This window comes from Bradyrhizobium sp. WSM1743 (assembly GCF_000473065.1).
Lineage (GTDB): Bacteria > Pseudomonadota > Alphaproteobacteria > Rhizobiales > Xanthobacteraceae > Bradyrhizobium.
In genome coordinates this window covers 1-22,447 of the sequence record NZ_AXAZ01000098.1, presented here as the reverse complement: position 1 = coordinate 22,447, position 22,447 = coordinate 1, and the positions used below count along the sequence as shown (strand labels likewise).

Genomic DNA, 22,447 nt, shown 5'->3' with positions numbered 1-22,447 from the left:
CTGACAGTCTGCAACCCGGGTAGCTTGGTCTTTTGCCTAACCGCAGAGGATCGAGATGCCGACCGAGAGACTGTCCATGCGCCACATTCGTGAAGTTCTACGCCTGCACTACAGCGTCGGCATGTCGCAACGCGCCGTTGCCCGCAGCCTGGGCTTGGCCCAGGGCACGGTCAGCAAGTACCTCAANCGAACCCGCCGCGCCGGCCTGACCTGGCCGTTGCCGCCGGAGCTGGATGACGATGTCCGGCTCGAGAACCGCCTGTATCCGCCACCATCCGATCGGCCCAGTGACGAGCGCCCGCATCCGGATTGGGCGCTCGTGCATCGCGAGCTGCGGCGGAGGAACGTTACGCTGATGCTGTTGTGGGAGGAGTATTGCGACGCAAGCTCCGACAGCTTCAGCTATGCGTGGTTCTGCGAACGCTACAAGGAATGGGCTGGCCGCCTCAAGCCGACGCTGCGCCAGGTCCATGTCGCCGGCGAGAAGCTGTTCGTCGACTATTCCGGCCACACCATGGAGGTGGTTGACGGGCTCAGCGGCGAGGTGCGCAGCATGCAGATCTTCGTCGCCGTGCTCGGCGCCTCGAACTACACCTATGCCGAAGCCAGCTTCAGCCAGAGCCTGCCGGACTGGATCGCCTCGCACGTTCGGGCATTCTCCTATTTCGGTGGCGTGGCCCGGCAGACGGTGAGCGACAATCTGAAGGCCGGCATCACCCGGGCTTGCTTTCACGAACCGATGGTCAACCGGACCTATGCCGATCTCGCCCGCCATTACCGCACCGCCATCGTTCCGGCGCGGCCGTATCGGCCAAGGGACAAAGCCAAGGTCGAAGTCGGGGTCCAAATCGTCGGGCGATGGATTCTGGCGCGCTTGCGCAACCGCCGCTTCTTCTCGCTTGCCGCCCTCAATGAGGCGATCCACGCGCTTCTTGTCGAGCTGAACGATCGACCTTTGCGCAGCTGGGGACGAAGTCGCCGCGAACTGTTCGAAGAGCTCGATCGTCCGGCGCTGACCCCCTTGCCGGATGAGCCGTACGAGTATGCCGAGTGGAAGCGCTGCCGGGTCAACCTCGATTACCACGTCGAGATCGCCAAGCATTACTACAGCGTTCCTCACAACCTCGTGCATCAGGAGGTCGAGGCTCGCATCACCCAAAAGACCGTCGAGATTTTCCTCCGCGGCAAGCGCGTTGCCTCGCATCTGCGCAGCACGCTGCCGCATCGCCCGACGACCATTCCCGAGCACATGCCGAGCTCGCATCGCCGCTATCGTGACTGGACCCATGAGCGCATTCGTTCCGAAGCCGCCAAGGTCGGTCCTGATGCCGAGACGCTGATCGACGTCATCCTGCGCTCGCGGCCGCATCCAGAACAGGGCTTCCGCTCCGCCATCGGCATTCTCGGGCTGGTCAAGCGCTATGGCCAGGAACGCGTCGACGCCGCCTGCGCCCGTGCGCTGCTGCTCAATGCCCGTTCGTACAAATCGGTCGCTGCCATCCTCAAGAACGGCACCGACAGAACCGCTCCTCCCGCCGAGGAGGCGCCCATCCTCTTCCACGCCAACATCCGCGGCCGCAGTTACTACAATTGATCAGGAGATCAGCATGCTCGTTCACCCCACCGTCGATCGCTTGCGCGCCCTCGGCCTCGCCGCCATGGCCGATACCTTCGTCGAACTGCAGAACAATCCCGAGGCGGCCGAGATGCCGCACGCCGATTGGCTCGGCCTCCTCGTCGATCGCGAGGTCACTGCCCGCGACAACCGCCGCCTCACGCGCCGCTTGACCAGTGCCAAGCTCCGTCAAGTCGCCGCCATCGAGAACGTTGACTATCGCACCGCCCGTGGTCTCGATCGTTCGCTCTTCCAGAACCTTGGCACCTGCCAATGGATCCGCGACAGCAACCACCTGGTCATTGTCGGTCCAACCGGCACCGGCAAGTCCTGGCTTGCCTGTGCGCTCGGCAACAAGGCTTGCCGCGACGGCTTCTCCGTCCTCTACAAGCGAACATCCCGCCTATTCGCCGATCTCGCCCAGGCGCGCGGCGAAGGCCGTCTGGCGCGCCAGATCGCCGCGCTTGAGCGCGTCAATCTCCTCATCCTCGACGACTGGGGACCTGAACCGCTCACCGCCGACCAGCGCCGTGATCTGCTTGAGATCGTCGATGATCGCTATGACAAGGGATCCTTGTTGATCACAAGTCAGGTCCCCGTGTCGCAATGGCATGACGTCATTGCCGATCCCACCCTCGGCGATGCGATATTGGACCGCATCATTCACAATGCCCACCGCATCGAGCTCAAAGGCGATAGTCTACGGCGTCAGGCTGGCGAAAAGAAAAAACCGTGAGCACCTCGCGCACGATCGCCCCGCCGGCCCACAGGCCCCTCCCGCGCGCGTCGCTACGTCGCTCATGGGGGCACTCCGCGCCGCGCACGGGGCCCTCCCATGGACCGCCGGAACGATCTTCGGACCAACCCGCCAGCCTTGACGAGGAGGCCATTTCCAGCACACATAAACCCGTCAGCCGTGTTCGCCTCCGCACCTGATCACGATCACTGGAATCCGTGATCACCATCGCCTGGAACACCTGATCACCATCCCTGGAATGCGCAGTCGTGGGCATCGAACACCATCTCCTGCGTCTCCCGCGGATAGGACCGCACGAACAGCATGCGGCTGTGACAGAGTAACGGATGGAATCAGCGCGTGCGTCCTGCGATCTTAATGCGCGCGCGTCGGCGACAACGGTGAGCCTCGCGTGGGCTCATTCACGAGCAAGGAAACTCCCATCCTCGGGGCCGGGACCCTGCGGGCACTCAAACCTCGCGCAGGACCGCTTTCCAACTGAACTGGAACGCGGACCTCGGGCGAGAGCGCGAAAGCAATCCAAGGAAATGAGCGTTAAGTCCTACCTAGAAGGGTTGTCGTAAGCTTGTCGTCAGACAGGCTGCTTATCGATCTCCGCTCGGGACCGAGCGGGCCCCAAGCTCGGTTAAATCAGCTTCGTGGAAAGCAGCGCCAACCTCATGTACAATCAAATTAACGAATCATACAGTTTTCCATGGGCGGCCTCTCACAGCAGTGATGAGACGAGAGAGTCCGCCTTCGCGAGCGCGCACACCGACGCATATGGGCGAAGCTTCGAAGGCGCCCTTTCTGGAATGCAAATAACTGATCATCCAGACCCTTACGCGACTTCTTCCAGCGGTTCACGCCCCTACTTCCTCACCTCAGAGGCACCTGTGGTAGAACTCTCGCGAAACGCATTCCTCGATAAGTTGGAAGAGTTTTATGGCGACGAAATCCAGAAGATCGCCAATAACCCGGAGATATATTCGCGGCCGATCGCAAATAAGGCCGCACGGACCGTTCAAGTTGCCTATGATCATGGGAAAAAAGGTTCAGAAGATGCGAGGTATTTCAGCTACGATCTTGGGAACAAAAGTGTCGGGCTTCTGCGCACGGAAAGTGGAGCTTCCGTCAAAGAGGTGTTCGACGATAGGCGTGCGCGCGCCAAATTTGAAAAACTGTTCCCTGGACGGAAGGAAACCACGTCAACGGTCGATTTTCGGGTTGCTCATCCCCTCGTGGATAATGCAGGGGACATCTTGCTAGAGCATCAGCTTCGGTTGGATGGCGACAGACCGCTGCTGCTATCCCATCCAATAAATGAGGCGGCAAGGGAGCGGGCTGCGACCCTCGGTTTTGTTGAGGTGAGCGATTCTCTGATGGTGCTTGACCCTACAAGGTCCGATAAGTGGACGTATAATAGCGCGGGTCGATGGCAGCGAGCAGACAAGCCTCCGCTTTATCTCGCGAAGACTGAGGAGAGCGATGGCAGGAATGCCGAAAGCTCGTCACGTTCAGCGAAAAGGATGCCCGATTGGGAGGAGGATGAGTACGACTTCATGTAGGCCGAAGCAATGGGCATCGAGAGAATGGCGTTGAGGCCCGCTCTCTCCTGCGCTTGAAGTCGACAGACATCGACCGAAGTCCAGTTCGTCGTCGGTGCTCACCGGATCGGGCTGCGGTGTTGGCTTCATGGATGGGCCGCGCGGAGCGCGGACCATCTTCGCGGTTGTGAGGGCGCCGCGGAGAGCTTCAACCGGGTCTTTGTCGGTGGCGCTGGAATGGCCGGTGCCGCTCGCAACGCGGAAGACGGCGTGGAAGCCGCGTCGCTCGCGACGACGGAGAGGTGGTTAAGCTCGCCCCGCCGCGCAGCGACGCGGATGAGTTCTTCAAGTGCCCTTGCGCCGCCTCCCATCCGTAGCGGGAGCGACAATTTCGCCGCACAAGCATGCGGTCTCCGTCTTGGCCAATTGCGTTCCAAGACGGAGCATGCAAGACGTATCCGTGCGGACAAGGCTTTGCAGTGCGTACATGATCGCGTATTGGTTTTCGAGAATGAACCGGTTTTCCAGAGAGAGCTTTGCGATTTTCATCGTTCGATGTCCTAGTTAGCCGCCCATGCGGTGCGGAACCGCAGCGATGCGATGTGTGAGAAGCGTTAGAAGGTGGTGGGCTCTGCCTTAATGGACCTTCCTGGTTGATCAATTGTCGCCTCAAATTCACGCCAGTACGGCAAACCAATATCGAACTGCATAATCACACGTCCGACAATGCGTTCTTGTTCTTGTTGACGCGTAGTAGTCGGCGCGGGCGTCTAAACGGCGCCGATGGTGCCCGCGTCAATCCTGAAGCAGGACCCGTGACGGCGGCACACTTCGAGAGAGGGGCACGCGTAGCAATAATCCGGCTCGGCGATGGCTTCGTAATCACCCACTGCCTTTTCGAGCGCTGCGGCGCGCTCATCCGTGCCGTGGTCGGTCCCTTTGTAGTTCACAAAATCAATGGCAGGGCCAAAAGCGCGTCCCTGCGCGCGTCGCTGATCTTGTCAGCATGGGCCTCTTCAATTTGTCGGACATGGTGGTGCGTTCCTGTTACGCAGCGGTTGGAGGTTGAGAGCGGGCGAGGCCGTCAAGGGGTCTCTTCGGTGTGGATACGGGCGGCTTCGGCGAGCACGCGCGCCACGTAGTTGCGCACGCTTTGCTTGTGCGCGCCGGGCATGCGCGCCTTGATCCTCTGATCCACTGCGAGCTTCGCTAGCGGCGCGGTCACTTCATCGTCGGCGTGGACGGCGTTAAGTGCCGGGTTGCGGTCAAGATCACTCGCGCGTCTTCGTGGATACCCGAACAGGCTTCTTCGAGCTCTTCAACGGCGGCTTGAATCCTGGCGGAGCGAGCAAGCGAATGCGCTGCTGTTCGCTCCTACGGAGAAAATGCCACCAAGGTCAGAGGTCACGACAACACGATGATGTACCGGCTACCAGCGGAGTAGGCCGGGCGTTCCGAAACGCCGGCCATCTCCGCACCTGGCTTCCTCCTCAACCCAAGCGAGGAGCAAAATAAACGAGGCGATCGGTCGCGCCCGGGAGCATCGATGCGTGAGGCAATACGCGTTTTCATCCTGATTGTCGCGCCATAATCGATCGCCCGCGCTCCTTACTCCACCGCCTACCGTCAAGAGCGAACCAGATGTCGCCGCCTTCGGCCTTGTTGACCTCGCTGAACGAGTTGAACGGCACCACGCACCGATGCTCCGGACCCAGCCACTGGGTCAATGTTTGCTTGTCACGTCGCGGATCTTCGTCGTGCCGCCATCCGGCTCCATCCGGAGGAGTTCCTTGAGGTCGACCGACTTACCCTTGGCTTCCAGCTTCGCAGCGCGTCTTTTGGTCGCCTCCATTTGCGCATGCTGCGAGGACGGCATACCCCAGCGCGCGGTTGCGAGCTCGCGACCGTCGGCGCCGGTCCGGACGATCGGCGCTTTGTAGTTCGGAAAGACTCTGGGCATCGGTACGAGATTGCCGACGTAGCGGTTGACCACGCGGATCAGGGCGCTGATCGCCGCCTCGTTGAGGTGATGAGGCAAATCTTCACGTTCTCGAGCAGCGTGACGTGACTGCTGCGCAAGCTGTAGCAGGGTCGCCGAAGGGCGGCGGCGACTTGCTGCAGCGGAGTCGGCTGGCCTGGTCTTGACGAACGTCGTGCGCGGGTGGCGCCTCGGCGGCGAGGTCACGTCGCGCTTGGTCCTGGCGAGCACTCGATCTCAAGCCAAGAATAAGAGAGAGCGATCATGAGGAAGCTACATCCGTGACTTATGATCTGAAATCCGACCGCCCTTCGGTGTCGTGTCGCTCATAGTGAGCAGATAGCCAGCCGGAATTTGCGGCTCTCAGTCTGAGAACGCAAAGACGCCTTCGGAGCGATATTCCTGGCCGTGGGCGCTCTGTTTCGATTGTGTGTGCTCAACTACCGCAAAGCCAAGCGGCATGCACGCCGCAAGGAAAATCGACGTCTCCGGGTAGAACGAAAGACACGGCATCACAGGGACGAGCTGCATTCGTGCCGAGCGCAAATTTCGAAAATCGAGGGATTAAGTCCGTTGTTTAAGCTGCATCTGAAGTTGCAGCCTTCTTATTTTGCGCTCCTCCCGCTAGTCCAAGGCATGACAGCAAGTGATCAGCTGATGAAACGTCGCGCATTGAACAACTCCAACTCGCAAAAATATGATTAGGAGCGCGTTGAAGTAGTTTATAATATGGCATGCATCTTGAGGTAGATTATGTTTCGAGGCGGTGGGTCCCCTCCGCTTCGCCAGTGCATGCCGCGAACCAGTTCTAATCTTCATCGTGCGCATGAGGCCTTGCGGGATGAATGAGGTACGACACAGTCGTTGTTCGAGGATTTTCCAAGCATGAGTTCCGAGACGAGGCGAACGTTGCGCGAGCTCAAAAAGAAAGCTGGTTTCGTTTCATGGACTGGACATGGATCGCGTCTATGATCTGCACTGTTGATCAGGCTGCAAATCGATCTGGTGGCCTCATATGCGAGTGTCCTTCGATGAGAACGGCACTAGCCGTGTCGACACGCAGAGGGGGAGTCGGATTCTAAGATGCTGTGGTGTGTATCAGAATTCAGCCGCCTAATTGAGGGGCGCGGTGACGCATGCTCAGACAATTCGGGTGTGTAGCATCAAGCTGGTTTGCCGGGTTTGTCGCCAGACGCGACCACCACTGAGCTTGTTTAGACATCCACAGAAAGAGGCGCCGTCATGAGTGGAACAATGGCTGTTGAAAATGTTATTCCGCGAGCAGACATCGTCAAGCACGCGGACCGGCTTGGTGCCGAAATCAAGAATATTGCGCTGTCGGACGATTTGCCTGACGATGTCATCGTAGCGTTCAACCGGCTTCTGCTAGAGCATAAGGTCCTCTTCTTCCGTGATCAGGGACATCTCGACGATGCCCAGCAGCAGCGTTTTGTACTCCGTCTTGGCTCGCTGGTACCGAATCCCACAATGGCGGACACAATGGGCGGTTTAACGATCCGGCAGGAACTGCCTGGTCGCGCCTGCAATCATCTCAACCAGATGCACGATGAGCAGGTCCCTGCAGCCATTTCGGTGCTACGGCTTGCAGCGGTCCCGCCTTTTGGCGGCGACATTGCTTGGTCGAGCAGGGCGGCCGCTTATCTTGATCTTCCCGATCCCCTGCGGATGCTCGCAGATAACCTCTGGGCTGTGAGCTACGTCGCATCTGATCTCACTACGACAGAGAGGGCCGCCGAAGCCAACAAGCGGCCTTGGTGCGGCGTATCCACTGGAACGATCTACGAAACGACACATCCGATTGTTCGTGTTCATCCCGAGACCGGCGAACGCATGCTATCGCTCGGTCGTTCCGTGAACAACTTCGTCGGCCTGCAGCGCTATCCCAGCCAAAGACTGTTTGAACGGCTGCAGTCCTATCTCATAGCGCCCCGGAACACCTTGTGCTGGAAATGGAAATCAGGCGACGTCGTAATCTGGGACAATCGCGCGACTGAGCCGTACCCTGCGAACAACACCGGCAGTCCTCACTGGGCCATGGACCAGCTTGCGATTGACGCCCGCGTACGGCACGTGAAAAGGCCAAAATCAAGGGCCGCAAAGGCTGCCTGACATTGTCCGCTTCTCCCGGATTTCGCAAGAAGCCGCGAGACCTAACACTAAGTTGCGGCCCTGCAATGTCGAGCGGAGCCGGCCTTATGCGCCAGACCGGCTAACGGCGCAGCTGCCACCTGGTAGGCTTCTTCCAGGCCCAACAGCATTAATCTTCAGGCATCGGCTCTGCTCGCCGGTCAAACCAATGACGCTGCATATTTGATAATCTGATGCATCCGTTGGCTCTCGCTACGCGAGCAGCATCCCTTCATCTCATCGGGATCGTCAGGCTCGGCCGAGCTCACACTTAACATTTTCGCCACCATCTCGCGAAGCGTCGGATGGCCTTTCACGGCGCACGGGCGCCGGCTGAAACTATCCCGCTCGCGACCGTGTCGATATCTGTAAGCGACAAAGAGACCCCATCTGGCGGACTGGATGAGCGATCGGCTAGGCGCCGCAGGCAGGCGCAGAGCCAAGTGAAGGCAAAGGCTGAGGGCCGCTACAAGGGAACGCCCCCGAGGACATCGAGCGCAACGAGGGCATCGCTCGCTTGCTCGCTGCTGGCCGGTCATGAGGCGCCATCCAGCGAGCCACAGGATGCAGCCGCGCCACGATTGCCAGATTGCCAAGCGTCAAGAGGAGCCGGCGTGAGGAATTGGCGCTAAGCCCCTCGCTCCGCCTTCTCCCTCTGGCGACCTAGAGAAGCACGCATTTGGCGCGAGAAACCTTGTATTGGGAAATAAGGGCGCGCCGTATTGTGCTGACGAATTATCGGTTCCACTTTGACGACCGCGCGGGCCGGTAGTGCCGGCCATCTGTTGTGAATCGTGCCCGAGCGGCTCCGCAAATATCGCGTTTGCAGAGCCGTGGGACGGTCACTGTCGCGTGAGACCTGGAAGACAGCTGCGTCTAATACTGTCGGCTTACCCAACTTTACCCGGATGCTGAGTTCGTGCGCTGTGACAAATCCGACAACTTTTGAATAATAGCGACCAGGGGGCCAGAATTCCTTTCTTATCTCTTCTCCGCTGGCAGACCGGTTCGTCTGCTTTCTCCCAAGACTTGAGCCGCTGCCGGAGAAATCCGGCGGCGGTTTTTTGGAGCGTCATCATGCCCACTTTGCAGTCGAGATATTGAGCTGATTGCAGCCGGCCCAATGGACGGACAGTGTAACGATAGTCGTGCCTGACACATCCCGCCCGTTGCGGCGTGTCATGTAACGAAAAGACGGGCTACGAACAAGATCATGGGACGGAGCAGCACCGGAAACGATGTGATAAGTGGTTCATGCTCATCCGAGGCCCGAAAAGGAGCCGGCGGGTTCATCGAGCTGGAAGGGCGCGCTGTCGCTGCGTCCCGATGCCGTGCATCCCCGCTGCAAGGTCGCGCGCTCGGAAATCTGTAATCCCGTGCGGTTCTTCAGCGGCATCACCACGATCGCCTTGACCGTCTACCACCCTCGTTTGTGCCGGGGAATATGTGCTCGGGTCCCGGGCGCGCATCGATAGAAACGTCGGCCCCGACCCGCGACATACTCGAGAGGGCGGCCGGGTTCGAGTTTGGTGAGCCCCGGCGGAGGGGGAGATCGCCGCACCAACTGTCTTCGATGTATCGCAAAGAGCTGGGCTCCGAACAGGTGTTCCAAGACATATGACAGCGGGTGAAAACGATCGTTCAACAGCTAGGCGGCGTGGTGAGGAGTCGAAAATGTCAGGACAAGCGGCGCAGGCGTCTGCTTCCCCGACGCGATCGCAATCCGCTGGCCGCGAGGCAGTGATGCAACTCGACAAGATCGATTTTCGTCTTCTTGATCTCGTCCAACGAGACAATCGCCTCTGTAGTGAACAACTTGGAGGGAAGGTCGGCCTATCCGCATCCGGAGTTCAACGGCGGCTGAAGCGCCTTCGATCGACGGGTGTCATAGAGGCCGACGTTTCCATTATTTCTCCAAAAGCAATTGGGCGGAATGTGACCGCAGTGGTTCTCATTTCCTTGGAGCGTGCGCGTGCCGATACCGTTGATCGTCTAAAGAGGCAAATTACCAAGATGCCTGAAGTGATGAGCGCATTCTACGTTACAGGTCTGGCTGACCTCGTCTTGCTCGTTACCGTAAACGATATGGAAGATTACGAGCGGTTTGCCCGGCGCCTTACAGACGAAAGTTCAGACATAAAGCGCATTGAAACAATGATTGTCATGGATCGGTTCAAAGCAGGATTTACTTTGCCAATAGCCTCCATCGCATGGTGTTGAGCGACTGACGAAGAGGACATTGGCTTGCTCAACTACCGTCGACCGCAGTCCGGAATGGTCGGCTTTGGTCTTTATGGCTAGATCGATCACAATCTTCGGATGGGGGGTACGTTGCGTCGCTGGCGTCACGCCAAGACCGTGGCAACAGTCGGTCCGGCAAGTGCCGAGCCTGAGAGGATACGTGCTCTCTACCTTTCCGGGGTAGATATCCTTCGGCTAAACTTCAGTCACGGAACCCACGAAGACCACGCCAAGAGTTATGTGTGTAGTCGCCGATCTCGCCGTTGACAGCTGGGCACTCCTCTCAACGCAGAACTCCGGTGGCTCGCCGTGGCGATAGCTCGCTACGTGACGAATACGGCCGCCCTGGCGCACGTCCTCGAGGTTGACGAACGCAAGATTCATTTCGATGATTTTCGCGATCGGGCTCTCGGCCGGAACAGCAACCGCGACTTGCATGAAGCGTGGGACGTGCTGGCCTCGCTTCGCGATTTCGGATCGATCGTGACGGTAAGAATCGAAGGTCACGATCTCATTCAATCGCATCAGAAGGCATCCATCATTGTGGGCTTGGCCATCGATGCAATTGGCTTCCAGGTTGAGGACGCGCGGCGTCTTGCCAAGACCGGCCGACAACACCTCTACTCGGAAGACCGCTTGGCGATATCCGCAGAGGGGGCACTTCCTGAAGGGCTGGAGTATGCAGCTGCCGGGATTGAGATCGGCGCCTGGAGCTCTAGCGGCGAAAATGAAGGCCGAGCAATCGTTCCTAGACGCTGCAGGTAAAGTCCTTCAGGTCTATGTCCAGAGTCGACAAACCGGGCCGGCACCGCACCTGGTCGAGCGCTGGGCAACGCGCTTTACTGGGTGGGCGAAGCACGACGCGAGGGCTCAGACTTCATGTGGTGGGCCTCAGCAATGTGAAGCGATTGCGGTTGCTGCGCCCGCTCTTTCGCGCCAAGGACCGATAATCAGGCGGTCTGAATACCGATCCGGCCCCAGCACATTGGAGGGAGGGCAGAACCGCTTTTTTGCCCCTCAAAAAAGGTCCGAATCGGTCATAATGAGATAAATCCTTGATTTGACACCGAAACTTTTTTGAAACTTAGCTCTTGTAGGGTGTCAGAAGTCCTCCTATGTTTCTGACACTGGAGTGAGAGCCATGACCGCCCTTAGCACCCGGATTTTGGAAGTCACCAAAGAACTGCCCGAAGGCGCACCGATTGCTGCCAAGGCGCTTTTGCATCTTGGAAAGCGTGCTGCTGTTGATCAGGCCCTTTCGCGTCTTGCCGAGCGAGGAAAACTTCTGCGCGCGAGGCGAGGGGTGTATCTGCGTCCGGTCGAAAGCCGTTTCGGGGTTAGAGCTCCGTCGGTCGAAAAAGTCGTTGAGGAAACCAAGGCTCGCAGCGGTGAGACCATTGTTTCCAGCGGCGCGGCGGCGGCCAACCATCTTGGTTTGACAACGCAGGTACCTGTCCGTCAGGTTTACCTGACCTCTGGTCCTTCTCGCGAGCTCCACCTTGGCAAGCAAGTTGTCCAGCTCAAGCATGCGCCGCTTTGGCAGCTTACGCTGGCCAATCGTCGTGCTGGTGAGGTGGTGCGTGCGCTTGCCTGGGTTGGTCCCAAGACGGCAGAACGAGCATTGCGGTCGGTCAGTCAGAAACTGACCCCAACCGAAGTGAGTGAGCTAAAGTCCGCGGCGTCTTCATTGCCGACTTGGCTTGCCAAGCCGGTAAGCGAACTGCATGTCTGACAAGTTCCTAAATCTGTCTGACGCCGAGCGCCGAGAGGCGCTCGGCGTTGCTGCTTCCAATTCAGGACGTCCGGCACATCTCCTTGAGAAAGATGTCTGGGTTGTTTGGTGCTTGAATGCACTCTTTTCCTCTCCACTAGGAGAGCACCTCGTTTTCAAGGGCGGAACGTCCCTTTCCAAGGCGTACGGCGCAATCCGCCGCTTCTCAGAAGACGTCGACCTTACCTACGATATTCGGGCAATAGCCCCTGATCTCGTGAAAACAAGCGAGAGCAATCCCGTCCCTCAGACCCGTAGCCAGGGCAAAAAATGGAGCGACCAGGTCCGAGAGCGACTTCCAGTTTGGGTGAAAGAAAAGGCGCTTCCCGTTATCAATCAGTGTCTGGAAAACGACAAGCTGAGTGCGAAGGCGGAAGCCGATGATGACAAAATCTTCGTCCGATACGCTCCCTTGGAGACAGGCAACGGCTATGTGAGCCCCGCCGTCATGCTTGAATTCGGCGCAAGATCCACCGGCGAGCCGAGCGAGCCTCACGACGCGGTTTGCGACGCCGCCCAGTATCTTGAAACGCTCGAGTTTCCAACTGCCAAGCCAAGAACCATGAAAGCGGAGCGCACCTTCTGGGAGAAGGCGACTGCCATCCATGTTTTTTGCGCCCAGGGTAAACTGCGAGGCGAACGTTTCGCTCGCCACTGGTACGATCTCGTGAGGCTGGATGACGCGGGGATCGCGGACGCTGCATTGAAAGACCGAAAGCTGGCTGACACGGTGGCAGAGCATAAAACATGGTTCTTCTCTGAAAAGGACCGTGCCGGCACGACGATTGACTATCACAAGGTGGTCAATGGTGCGCTGAAGCTCGTCCCTGAAGGCGAAGCGCGAGCCGTTTTAGAACAGGACTATCAACACATGGTCGACGACGGGCTCTTGCTGGACGAGCCAGAGACCTTTGATACGCTAATGCAACGGTGTGCGGACATCGAAAGCCGAGCGAACAGACCAGCCTAAACCTCCAAAGATGGTCGGAGTTCATGCGCCGGCCTCGATCAGATATCGTGCAGATCACCCAATTGCCCTCCACCGAGTGCGAATGATCGATGTCAATCAAATGCGCGAGCCCGATATCACCTTGCATCAGCTGACGCGCGCAGACTCGGTCTATATACTTTACTACAACGAGACAAACAACATCCGCCGCCTACATAACCGAGCTGATGGTCTCAATGTCAGTGAGCCAAAATGCTTTGTGATCTCCGGCATCGCGCATCACGGCGAGCCCCGCGCCCTGGACATTGAGGATCTTCGGAAGCGGTGTCGGATCCAGAAAACGATCAAAGACATAAAGCTTGAGCACATCGCCAAGGCCGGCAATCTCATGCAGATGGATCAGTTGTTGGCCGGTGTGGTCATCTTGTCAGTGTTCGGCTTGACGGTGGGAAAGCTCATAAATCTGCTCGAGGTGAGGTTGTTGCGTTGGCGTGTTTCAACGAAACATTGCTTCAACAGACGCTCCGCAACTTGGAAGCGCCTCGAAGGTGTTCTGCATCGAGCTGCGCAATTTCACCACCAGCCGGCCGATGGCAGGTTGATCGGCGGCTATGCGTGCGCCTGAATTCAAGTTCTAGGGCCGGGCTCAGGCGGGTAGTCGATCTCGACCATTTGCGCGAGCTCGCGCAGCATCTGCTCCTGGTTCTGCCGAATGGTCTCCGACGAGACGACGCCACGATCGGTGCCCTATCGGATTGGCGCCGGTTAGTTGGAAGATGTGGGGCATGCTCGGCAGGTTACCGACTCAGCCGTGCCTCGGACAGGCCGAGGATCGCCTCAACGTTCGTTGTCATCGAATGATGGTTCGCGGCTTCTCGTGGACGGCTGGCCGTTGCCGTTTTCTTTCCGCGGCGACATCAAAGCGCCATCCCCGAGGTGCCGCCGCCAGCGAGGCAAGTTTCTTTCTCGCGGTCCAGGCGCAAGCTCAGCAGCTGAGACAATCATAAATTGTAAGATTGTTGCGTTCCGGTCACAGACTCTGCCGCCTTCGGGCTCTAAGTTAGTGCCAACGGGCTCGCAAAACCCGTGGGAGCCGCCACACGGAGCGCTGCCGCACGGGGATGGGAGCGTCGCAAAGACGATTTTAGGCTGGTTTGAGCTTGGCTCGCCGTGATGAACCGGTGCGCCGGCAAAAGGCGATGTTTGCATGAGATTGCTGCACCTCATTTTCGGGGCCGTTAGCCTGTCGCTTACCGGCTGCGGCACATTCCAAGCCAGAGGGATTGGCCAAGATCCAGCTCACGTGAAGTCGAAGACATGAATTCGACGCTCATTCGCAGCATCGTTTGCGAGTTGAGCTACGCCGTGACTTTGACGGTCAAGGAGGATCTGGCCCAAGCCCGCGAACGAGCCAATCATCGCGCCTACAGCAGCTTCCTCGCCGGCTGGGGTGTCGAGGTTGCGACCGACTTGACGGTCTCGGAAAACTCGACGGTCAATCCGACCGGCCTCTGGGAGCCAGTGTCTCCACTCTCGCCGGTATTCAGTCTCGCAGGCGGCATCAGCGGTGGGGCCGTTGCGACGAACGAGAACAACTTCAACGTCTTCTATCCGATCGCAGCGCTCTACAAGCCAAATCTCTTTCAACGCAACAGCACGGATCGTCCGTGCCGCGATCCTTCCGGAAACAAGGAGGGTTCGCCGCTGGTCGACATCGATCTGAAGATCCTGCCGCTATTGGAGTCCCGCATCCAGATCGTCAAGCTCGGCCTGGCCAACGATCCGGATAACGTCGAGCTGATCAAGGACGAGAAGAACGTCCTGACGCAAACAGTCTCAATCAAGGAGACGGTTTCAGGAGACATCACGCCGACGTGGAAGTTTACGACCGGCACGGTGAATCCGTCTGAAAAGCTGTTCAGCACAGGGCGCGAACGAACGCATCAGGTCGTATTCACCTTCGGCCCCCTGGCAAAGGGCGGCAAGTCGTTGTCACCGCTCGCGCAGGCGTTTCACATCAATCAACAGCTCAGAGCCGGTCTTCGTGGTACCCGCATAATTCCGTAAGAGGAGGAACGCAGTGAACGCCTCGCGCAAAAAGGCTGGTCGAGCGGCAAAGCCGAAGAAGGACAAGGCGAAAAAGCCCCAAGCGATTGCAGCAGTGCAACCGGCTGCCGGCAATCCGCCCGCTGCCAATCCGGACGTGGATAACGGTCGTCAACGCGTGCGCACGATTATCACAAAACTGGACGTGCCGTCTCTGCACAGCGACGACATCACCGATATCCTGCTGCACTGCGCATCAGTGCTCAATTTGCGAAATGCTATCGACAATCCAAACGCCTCATTGGCGCAGTCCTCCGCCCGCTACTGCTACACGAAATCGGGAGATGATCCGATGGTCAGTATCTGGAGCGGCGGCTTCAAGGTGGGAGAGACCACTGAGGCGAATGCCAAAGCCAGCGGTATCCCTCCCTGCGGGTGATCGCACAGTGCTCGCAGGCAGAGTTCTGATCGCTGAAAATCTCCGCATCGGGTATGTCGCAGTCCAGCAAGGGCCAAAGCGTCCTGTACTGCTAACATTATCGGCTCAATCGCTTCACTGTTGGGCCGAAATCGCCGGCCGACCGCCGAGGCTGCCACAGATGACCGGCTTGCCTCGATGGAGTACCAGCCCTTGGGCGAAAGAGCTTAATCCAAAGGCGGAATCATAGATCGAGATGGCTGTTCCATCAACACCAAGCTTGAGTTGAGAATTCCAGTAATTCATCGCCGCCGTCGCCCCAGCGCTTGGTCGCGACACTTCCAGTGTCGCAGTCGCCAACCGTCTCACGCCAATCGGTCGCTGACGCTTGACGGCGAAGAGGATTTGGTCGGTCGAGGTCGCGACCACCTGAATGTTGGACGGAAACGCATCATCATCTTTCCAGACTGTTGAGGATCTGAGCCCCGGGGTCACCCGAAGAAGAATTCCTTTGCCGCCATCTTCGCACGATCCGCGCGTCTGCCCGCCGATCTTGAGTTCTTGAGCCCGCCGTCCGCCGCAATAATCTGCAGATCCGAAATCTTGAGCGTCTTGCTCACTTGGAAAGTCGGCGCGTCGAGCAGATAGACCGTTGCTTCGAGAGGCCCCTGGTAGAGGGTCGGAGACGTCTGTCGAAGTTCTCAGGCAAGTTGGGCAGAACGCCTTGACCAGTGCTCCCTCGATGTGGCTACAGTAAGGTTCTCGACGATCTTCATCCGAAAGTAGCGGTGCCGGCGAACCTACCGGCTCAACCAAACAGGATTAAGCACGCCGATCCGAATTCCATCAGCAAAGCGTCCGCGAATTGGAACCGTTCAGGGAGCGCGCCGTCGTGGAAGCTGATCAAACGGCATTTGCCATAAACGGAATCAATTCGGGGCTGGCCAGCGGATCTCGCGAAGCGGGATCAAAGTGGCATCCGGCGATTGACCAAGGACCCCGCAAAGAACCTGGGCGATTTGGTGGGCAGAGACGGCGACCTGCGCAAGTTCGAGCAAACACTTCTAGCTGGTGGAACGGAACCGCGCCGGAGGCTCTAGGGAAAAATATCAGGCCTTGCGATGTCACGCTGACGGATCAGAACAATTGAGCAAGCTGTCGCGAACTGTCACTGCTTCCGGCCGAGATCGTCCGACTGCTACATGCCGCGCGGTTTCGGATCAGATCGCGCAGAGAGTGCCGGACACTCGCTAGATCTTCGGGAAACGCGCCCTGCACGAAGCCTCGTGGCGATCGAGCGAAAGGGCGAGGTGATACAATGCGGTGCGGCTGACCTGATCTGCGAGCCAACGCGAAGCAGGCGAACGGAAACGGAGAGAAGACCGGCAAAGCGTCGGCTGCTTGCATCGCAGATCCGGCTGGATCGCGGCGATCAGTTCGGACTTCGCTCTTCGTTTGTCGCATAGCTTTGCGTCATCCAGCATCTTTGACGAACAAGTGCGTCGAGGACGGTTGCGTCGGCTTGTCGACACAAGCCGGTCACTATCATTGTGATCGGGGTGGACGGTCTGCCGGTCGTAAACAGCGCCACCTCGATCCATCTGTCCACCGGGGAGGGGCTGACGTCCGCATATTTGGAAGACGTCTTTCGCCGCGATTGGTTTTGACTAAAGCATTTTTCAGACGCCTAGCCCCATGCGAGAAGTGTTGGGAAAGCTGCTTGTATCAGCGCACACCTCGGCGCCGGATTGCAGTGGCAGGGCAAATTTCATGGCAACACCAAAGGGAGCTCGTAGCGCAGGTACGTGCTTGACTATTTTCACCGCGATTGGCTATCGGCTACCGAGAAGACGTCGCTCGCAAGGATCTCGGTTTAGACGATTGCGATATTTACGATATGAGGCGGGATGTGCGTGGCCGGCGCGGAGCAAACTACACGCCTGATGAGTTCGGGAGGTGCAAAAAAATCAGAGACATCGTTGACCTGATACCGCACCACTCATTCATTGCCCAGCCAACTCGACGTTCGATCAATTTGTGTGTGGAGCATCACACAGCTTTGCGCTCCCAAATGGTCTATATTTGGTTTGTCCCGAATCGCTCCAGGGATCTCGAAAAGCGGTTAGAATAGCGAGGAGACGATGCAGAGCGGTCAGCAGGATGGAGAGAGGATACCGAATTATGTCCGGATGGATTTCGCGTGGGATATTGTCTCTTTAGACGAGACAACCCAAACATTTCGCGCAATCGTTAAGCCCGATCCTCGCCGATATGAAACGCTGCAAATGGAAGACGGGTTGTACTATAGGGACAAATATCTCGATTTCTTGGTCTCCGAAGAGTGCTTGAACTCAATGTCGGGTGTAGCCGGCCTGCCGATGTATTGTAATTCCCCGACAATAAAGAGCGCCTCAGACTACACCCAGGATCGACGGACGGCGATTGAAAGTCAGTTGCAGTCTGGCATTTTCATCGCTCCCAACTCTGAGGCCGATCAGCACCGTCAGCTGGCACCGGAAGATCCGGTCCGGAATGTGACCTTTCTGTCGGTTGACATATGCGGATCGACGAAGCTCAGGGCGCGGAATGGCAGTAGCTATGACCGAGCGTACACTATTTTCTTTCAAGAGCTGGGATCGGTGGTGGGGCAATTCCACGGGACGATCCTCACTTCCACGGGAGATGGCTTTATCGCTTACATCACTTCTCAGTCGGTGAATGTTCAGTGCGACAACGCGCTTGATATGGGGCTTACATTTCTTGCCGTGCTCGAAGGTGCAGTGAACCCTGCTCTCGAGGCCGCAGGATTACCCAGTCTCTCAATCCGCGTGGGCGCCGATCACGGCGTTGCCGTGGTGTCCGAATTGAACGTCCCGTCAACCGGCTTCTCCGAGAGAGTGATGAAGAGTGATGGCCTTAATCGATGCGCAAAAATTAATGGCAAGGCGAAGGCAGGCCAGTTTCTGATTGGTCGAGAGCTGTACGAGCGAATTCATGTTCAGTGGCTCGAACGGTGCAGCGAGGTTAGCGTTGATCTTGCTGGTGCATTCGGATTCGAAAACTATGAAATATACTCGGTGACCTGAAACCGACAGTTCTGTCCTCCGAAGTCCTCATCGAAGTTGCAATCGAGGCACTTCGTGTCAAAAACGGGCACTTCCCCAGCGCCAGCACGAACCCTATCGGACGATTTGCCTGACGATGTCATCGTAGCCTTCAACCGGCTTCTGCTAGAGCATAAGATCATCTTCTTCCGTGATCAGGGACATCTCGAGGATGCCCAGCAGCAGCGTTTTGTGCTCCGGCTCGGCTGATACCCAATCCCACAATGGCGGACACAATGGGCGGTTTAACGATCCGGCAGGAGCTGTCTGATCGCGCCTGCAGTCATCTCAACCAGATGAACGAAGAGAGGGTCCCCGCAGCCATTTCGGTGCTACGGCTTGCAGCGGTCCCGCCTTTTGGCGGCGACATTGCTTGGTCGAGCAGGGCGGCCGCTTATCTTGATCTTCCCGATCCCCTGCGGATGCTCGCAGATAACCTTTGGGCTGTGAGCTTCGTCGCATCTGATCTCACTGCGACAGAGAGGGCCACCCACAAGCGGCCTTGGTGCGGCGTATCCACTGGAACGATCTACGAAACGACACATCCGATTGTTCGTGTTCATCCCGCGAACGCATGCTTTCGCTCGGTCGTTCCGTGAACAACTTCGTCGGCCTGCAGCGCTATCCCAGCCAAAGACTGTTTGAACGGCTGCAATCCTATCTCATTGCGCCCCGGAACACCTTGTGCTGGAAATGGAAATCAGGCGACGTCGTAATCTGGGACAATCGCGCGACTGAGCCGTGCCCTGCGAACAACACCGGAAGTCCTCACTGGGCCATGGACCAGCTTGCGATTGACGCCCGCGTACGGCATGTGAAGAGGCCAAAAACAAGGGCCGCAGAAGCTGCCTGACATTGTCCGCTTGTCCCGGATTTCGTAAGACGCCGGAAGACTTAACACTAAGTTGCGGCCCTGCAATGTCGAGCGGAGCCAACCTTCTTATGCGCTAGACCGGCTAACGGCGCAGCTGCCACCTGGTAGGCTTCTTCCAGGCCCAATAGCATTAATCTTCAGGCATCGTCTCTGCTCGTCGGTCAAACCGATGACGCTGCATTTTTGATGATCTGATGCAAGCGTTGGCTCTCGCTCGGCGAGCAGCATCCCCTTCATCGCATCGGGATCGTCAGGCCCGGCCTAGCTCACATCCAATTCAGAACATATTCGCCACCATCTTGCGACGCGTCGGATGACCTTGTTCACGGCGCCCGGCGCCGGCTGAAACTATCCCGCTCGCGATCGTGCCGACATCTCACGTGTCCCATGAACAAGCCGCCAGTCGAGCCTTTCCAGGAGCGCCTTAACTGCGCGCGTGCAAGCGCATCACACCTTCCGATCTTCGGCCAGCGGAAAGGTCCCATCCTCGAGGCGCACACCAGCTTGCTCTCATGCTCTTGCGCGCCAGGATAGCACAGTCCCTGCATAACCTCGCGGACTCCCGGTTGGGGCGCTGCCATCAACCGAACCGCACCCGTCGTCCCCAAGCAGGCTCTTCGAAAACCTCGGGTTCAAGCGACCCTCGGTAGGTTTACGCGAGCGGCGCAAGCCCTCATTCCGGAGATGCTCAACAGAGCGTTCCGAGGGAGCGCTAAGCGGAACCTTGTTGGGGCCACATCGGCTGGAATAGGAGATCGAAAGCGTCGGCTGTAGATCGATGAAGCACGTGGGCCGCTCCGGCTCGATTCCGCCCAAGCGTTAGCGGAAACATGGCCCGCTCAATAATTACGTGTTGTTTCGGCCAAGCCGTGCCGGCTTGCGGCCTCTGGACATCGTCTTGGGGGGCATTGCACCTTTAGCCGGCTGTGTGAATAATTCGGACAAGTGAACGCCCAAAGTCGCGGCGATGCGTTCCAGGAGATCAATAGTTGGGTTCTCTTTCTTCTGCTCAATGCGCCCCATGTATGAGCGGTCGATCCCGGCATCATAGGCCAATTGCTCTTGCGGAATGCCGCGCTCTACGCGGATCCGGCGCACATTCCAGGCCACAAGCGCACGAGCGTTCATGCGCAGAGGCAGCCATTCCGATGATTATGAAACCACTGGTTATAGCCAGACTATTACGATAAGCTGTTACGAGCAGTGGCTGTCCTCCCCAATTGCTTCGAGGAATCAGGCAACGGTGAGATGCAGACGCAGCTAGCGCGTGCCGTCTTCTCGTTGACCACCACAGGCATTCTAGCGGGCAATAGGTTGCCATTAGCGGCAGAGAAGAAATAGCGCTCAGAGGTACCTGCGGCATTTTCCCGGGATCGTGACGATAGGACGAATGTTCAACTGTGGGTCGAAACGGAAACGAATATTCTCCAGGTTGTTGCCTTTCACGAGTGCGACCGGGCTCGTCACCACGGACCACCACGCTTTCGGCCAGCAACAACAAGGACAACCGAGTTACAGGGCACATCTGCAATCGCTTGCAGTATGGACAGCGATGAAAAAGGGAAAGCGCAGGATGGAGCCACCAGCTCAATGTGAGCCGCTATGCGATTGCCGTCTCAGCGCGAAAAGGAGGTTGGGGTGCGACCATTGGACGGGTACCAAAACGAGCTCAGATTAGTTATCGCTGCTCTAATTTCGGTAGATTTGTCAACTGGGTAGGAGTTTCAGGCGGTGCCGGCCGAGCCGAAGATCGCAGAATTGGCGCCCAGCGTCGACGAACTCACGTCATATGACAGGGAGCACGCTGTTGCCTACATGCGACTGCTTGATGCGGACGCTGACAAGGCAGATTGGCGCGAAATCGCACGAATTGTGCTTGGGCTTGATCTCAGCGTTGAACCGGATCGAGCGCGACGCACATTCGAAAGTCATCTGACTCGGGCCAAGTGGCTGGCGGGCCACGGCTATCGTGATCTGCTTCGTAGCGGTTGGCCAAAACAATGATCCGCGCGGCTGTCAGGTCGCCGGAATGTGCCGCGATCGCAAAAGTTGATCATTCTATCGATTAAGTGCGTGCAAGGCGTGCACACGATACGCAAGCAACCGGAAAGGGCCACAATCATCGGATGCATTTCGTCCCGTCTGAAGATTCTGCGGGAAAGGTGCGATGCCGGATACTGACTGGAGATCTGAGGAAGCGTACAGCGGCCTGAAGAAGGCGGATGCTGCCGACCTGGCCTGGGAGTGGCTGCGCCGGGATCGCGACTATCAAGAGGATTATAAGCGGCTATCTCGCCGCGAACGTTCGAGCGCAGCGGCGGGCGAGTTCCGACGCAAGTGGGGGCTCTCGTTTTCCTGCTGATCCGCAAAAGACCTTCGACAAGCAAGCAGTCTTTTGGGCACCCGAGGTGCTGCCGACCGTACTGGGTATGCGAGCGGCCAACTGCATTGCGCCCGGAAGTTATCAGCTCGATTTCGACAGTCTGCCGGGCAGCGAGCTTCGCCGTGCGCCGGATGGATGGCATGCGATCGTGCCGCTCGGGGGCACGAAGCATCGCCTCTGGCTAAGCAAGCTTCCGGTGAGCGGATATGCTGTCGTCGTTGATCTGCCGCTCGATGCCGATTTCGAGCTTCGTTTGGGGGCCGCACGTCGATTTTGGCTCGCCCTTGAGCGTCGGGCGCTCGGAATGCCCCCTCTTGCTTTGCCTGCCTTGAAGCAGCGTCGGCTGATCCTTGCACTGCGCGCACTAAAGCGTGATGGCATTAAGTTCGATAGCCTGAATTTTTGAGGTAGTTGGCGCACTCCTCGGCGGTGAAGGCATCGAGTGCGTGGCCGATTGCGGCGCAGACCGCGTCCACGGTTCGCGCGGCAGCTTTGCGAAGCAGGTGCTTGAGCTTGGCAAAGACCTGTTCGATCGGGTTCAGGTCGGGCGAGTATTTTGGCAGGAAGAAGAGTTTGGCGCCGACCGAACGGATCAGCTGGCGAACCGCTTTGCTCCTGTGGCTGCCGAGATTATCCA

The 22,447-nt window shown here is 58.0% G+C and carries 18 protein-coding genes and 4 pseudogenes; 17 read left to right on the top strand and 5 right to left on the bottom strand.

Annotated features, from left to right (window positions below; genetic code table 11):
• Window positions 1-55 precede the first annotated feature (55 nt).
• The 3 genes from istA (at window position 56) to YU9_RS46760 (ending at window position 3,919) form a co-directional block, all read left to right on the top strand.
• Window positions 56-1,594 (top strand): IS21 family transposase, encoded by a 1,539-nt coding sequence (gene istA, locus YU9_RS0135510; RefSeq protein WP_027576995.1) that lies wholly within the window; start codon window positions 56-58, stop codon window positions 1,592-1,594.
• A 13-nt stretch (window positions 1,595-1,607) separates the two neighbouring features.
• Entirely contained in the window at window positions 1,608-2,351 is a 744-nt protein-coding gene (gene istB / locus YU9_RS0135505; RefSeq protein WP_027576994.1) for an IS21-like element helper ATPase IstB, read from the top strand.
• A 680-nt stretch (window positions 2,352-3,031) separates the two neighbouring features.
• On the top strand, window positions 3,032-3,919 hold the full coding sequence (locus YU9_RS46760) for a hypothetical protein (RefSeq protein ID WP_027576993.1): 888 nt from the start codon (window positions 3,032-3,034) through the stop codon (window positions 3,917-3,919).
• A 1,595-nt stretch (window positions 3,920-5,514) separates the two neighbouring features.
• Here the strand turns inward: YU9_RS46760 and YU9_RS43565 are convergent.
• A pseudogene (locus YU9_RS43565) lies at window positions 5,515-5,936 on the bottom strand (SOS response-associated peptidase); the annotation flags it as partial.
• A 1,194-nt stretch (window positions 5,937-7,130) separates the two neighbouring features.
• On the opposite strand from YU9_RS43565, the gene YU9_RS0135465 reads away from it, so the two are divergent.
• The 9 genes and pseudogenes from YU9_RS0135465 to YU9_RS0135425 all read left to right on the top strand — a co-directional run bounded on the left by YU9_RS0135465 (window position 7,131) and on the right by YU9_RS0135425 (window position 15,470).
• Window positions 7,131-8,006: a TauD/TfdA family dioxygenase gene (locus YU9_RS0135465; protein WP_245266678.1), complete on the top strand. Its 876-nt coding sequence runs from the start codon at window positions 7,131-7,133 to the stop codon at window positions 8,004-8,006.
• Between the two features lie 1,761 nt (window positions 8,007-9,767).
• Window positions 9,768-10,244 carry an Lrp/AsnC family transcriptional regulator gene (locus YU9_RS0135460; RefSeq protein WP_027576989.1) on the top strand — a complete coding sequence of 159 codons (477 nt, stop codon included), beginning with the start codon at window positions 9,768-9,770 and terminating at the stop codon, window positions 10,242-10,244.
• A 111-nt stretch (window positions 10,245-10,355) separates the two neighbouring features.
• Window positions 10,356-10,517 (top strand): annotated as a pseudogene (locus tag YU9_RS46755) (pyruvate kinase); the annotation flags it as partial.
• A 75-nt stretch (window positions 10,518-10,592) separates the two neighbouring features.
• The gene (locus YU9_RS43560) at window positions 10,593-11,030 is read left to right on the top strand and encodes a hypothetical protein (RefSeq protein WP_156952310.1); all 438 of its coding nucleotides are present in this window, start codon (window positions 10,593-10,595) and stop codon (window positions 11,028-11,030) included.
• Between the two features lie 376 nt (window positions 11,031-11,406).
• Complete coding sequence (locus tag YU9_RS46750; protein WP_084299184.1) at window positions 11,407-11,997, top strand: DUF6088 family protein; 591 nt, start codon at window positions 11,407-11,409, stop codon at window positions 11,995-11,997.
• On the top strand, window positions 11,990-13,006 hold the full coding sequence (locus tag YU9_RS0135440) for a nucleotidyl transferase AbiEii/AbiGii toxin family protein (protein ID WP_027576985.1): 1,017 nt from the start codon (window positions 11,990-11,992) through the stop codon (window positions 13,004-13,006). The genes YU9_RS46750 and YU9_RS0135440 overlap by 8 nt, the downstream gene beginning before the upstream one ends.
• A gap of 346 nt (window positions 13,007-13,352) precedes the next feature.
• A pseudogene (locus YU9_RS48445) lies at window positions 13,353-13,478 on the top strand (ABC transporter permease); the annotation flags it as partial.
• A gap of 824 nt (window positions 13,479-14,302) precedes the next feature.
• Window positions 14,303-15,052, top strand: a complete 750-nt coding sequence (locus YU9_RS0135430) for a hypothetical protein (protein WP_027576983.1) — start codon at window positions 14,303-14,305, stop codon at window positions 15,050-15,052.
• A 13-nt stretch (window positions 15,053-15,065) separates the two neighbouring features.
• Window positions 15,066-15,470, top strand: a complete 405-nt coding sequence (locus tag YU9_RS0135425) for a hypothetical protein (protein ID WP_027576982.1) — start codon at window positions 15,066-15,068, stop codon at window positions 15,468-15,470.
• 114 nt (window positions 15,471-15,584) lie between these two features.
• Here YU9_RS0135425 and YU9_RS48440 read toward each other — a convergent pair whose 3' ends face one another.
• Together YU9_RS48440 and YU9_RS50870 are read right to left on the bottom strand one after the other, a co-directional pair.
• Complete coding sequence (locus YU9_RS48440) at window positions 15,585-15,944, bottom strand: hypothetical protein (protein WP_027576981.1); 360 nt, start codon at window positions 15,942-15,944, stop codon at window positions 15,585-15,587.
• Window positions 15,941-16,069: a hypothetical protein gene (locus YU9_RS50870; RefSeq protein ID WP_256375936.1), complete on the bottom strand. Its 129-nt coding sequence runs from the start codon at window positions 16,067-16,069 to the stop codon at window positions 15,941-15,943. Before YU9_RS50870 ends, YU9_RS48440 begins: the two co-directional genes overlap by 4 nt.
• 1,521 nt (window positions 16,070-17,590) lie before the next feature.
• Between YU9_RS50870 and YU9_RS0135410 the strand changes: the two genes are divergently transcribed.
• Together YU9_RS0135410 and YU9_RS51290 are read left to right on the top strand one after the other, a co-directional pair.
• Complete coding sequence (locus YU9_RS0135410; protein ID WP_027576980.1) at window positions 17,591-18,535, top strand: adenylate/guanylate cyclase domain-containing protein; 945 nt, start codon at window positions 17,591-17,593, stop codon at window positions 18,533-18,535.
• A 242-nt stretch (window positions 18,536-18,777) separates the two neighbouring features.
• A pseudogene (locus tag YU9_RS51290) lies at window positions 18,778-19,406 on the top strand (TauD/TfdA dioxygenase family protein).
• Between the two features lie 867 nt (window positions 19,407-20,273).
• Here the strand turns inward: YU9_RS51290 and YU9_RS0135400 are convergent.
• The gene (locus YU9_RS0135400) at window positions 20,274-20,555 is read right to left on the bottom strand and encodes a helix-turn-helix domain-containing protein (RefSeq protein WP_027576979.1); all 282 of its coding nucleotides are present in this window, start codon (window positions 20,553-20,555) and stop codon (window positions 20,274-20,276) included.
• Between the two features lie 603 nt (window positions 20,556-21,158).
• Between YU9_RS0135400 and YU9_RS46745 the strand changes: the two genes are divergently transcribed.
• The 3 genes from YU9_RS46745 to YU9_RS46740 all read left to right on the top strand — a co-directional run bounded on the left by YU9_RS46745 (window position 21,159) and on the right by YU9_RS46740 (window position 22,216).
• Window positions 21,159-21,431 carry a DNA -binding domain-containing protein gene (locus tag YU9_RS46745; RefSeq protein ID WP_084299183.1) on the top strand — a complete coding sequence of 91 codons (273 nt, stop codon included), beginning with the start codon at window positions 21,159-21,161 and terminating at the stop codon, window positions 21,429-21,431.
• Window positions 21,432-21,594: 163 nt separating this feature from the next.
• Window positions 21,595-21,789, top strand: coding sequence for a transcriptional regulator domain-containing protein (locus YU9_RS50485; protein ID WP_027576978.1), 195 nt, complete (start codon window positions 21,595-21,597; stop codon window positions 21,787-21,789).
• Window positions 21,790-21,835: 46 nt separating this feature from the next.
• Window positions 21,836-22,216: a DNA -binding domain-containing protein gene (locus tag YU9_RS46740; protein WP_156952313.1), complete on the top strand. Its 381-nt coding sequence runs from the start codon at window positions 21,836-21,838 to the stop codon at window positions 22,214-22,216.
• Here YU9_RS46740 and YU9_RS0135385 read toward each other — a convergent pair.
• Window positions 22,191-22,447, bottom strand: a 257-nt coding sequence (locus tag YU9_RS0135385) for a transposase (RefSeq protein WP_027576977.1), incomplete at its 5' end; no start/stop codon positions are given. The genes YU9_RS46740 and YU9_RS0135385 overlap by 26 nt on opposite strands.

Excerpts from the sequence above, each read along its gene's own strand:
- YU9_RS0135440 (WP_027576985.1), top strand. The coding sequence starts at position 11,990 with ATGTCTGACAAGTTCCTAAATCTGTCTGACGCCGAGCGCCGAGAGGCG.
- YU9_RS0135465 (WP_245266678.1), top strand. The coding sequence starts at position 7,131 with ATGGCTGTTGAAAATGTTATTCCGCGAGCAGACATCGTCAAGCACGCG.
- YU9_RS50485 (WP_027576978.1), top strand. The coding sequence starts at position 21,595 with ATGCCGGATACTGACTGGAGATCTGAGGAAGCGTACAGCGGCCTGAAG.
- YU9_RS0135430 (WP_027576983.1), top strand. The coding sequence starts at position 14,303 with ATGAATTCGACGCTCATTCGCAGCATCGTTTGCGAGTTGAGCTACGCC.
- istB (WP_027576994.1), top strand. The coding sequence starts at position 1,608 with ATGCTCGTTCACCCCACCGTCGATCGCTTGCGCGCCCTCGGCCTCGCC.
- YU9_RS0135410 (WP_027576980.1), top strand. The coding sequence starts at position 17,591 with ATGCAGAGCGGTCAGCAGGATGGAGAGAGGATACCGAATTATGTCCGG.
- YU9_RS46750 (WP_084299184.1), top strand. The coding sequence starts at position 11,407 with ATGACCGCCCTTAGCACCCGGATTTTGGAAGTCACCAAAGAACTGCCC.
- YU9_RS0135460 (WP_027576989.1), top strand. The coding sequence starts at position 9,768 with ATGCAACTCGACAAGATCGATTTTCGTCTTCTTGATCTCGTCCAACGA.
- YU9_RS0135400 (WP_027576979.1), bottom strand. The coding sequence starts at position 20,555 with ATGAACGCTCGTGCGCTTGTGGCCTGGAATGTGCGCCGGATCCGCGTA.
- YU9_RS46760 (WP_027576993.1), top strand. The coding sequence starts at position 3,032 with ATGTACAATCAAATTAACGAATCATACAGTTTTCCATGGGCGGCCTCT.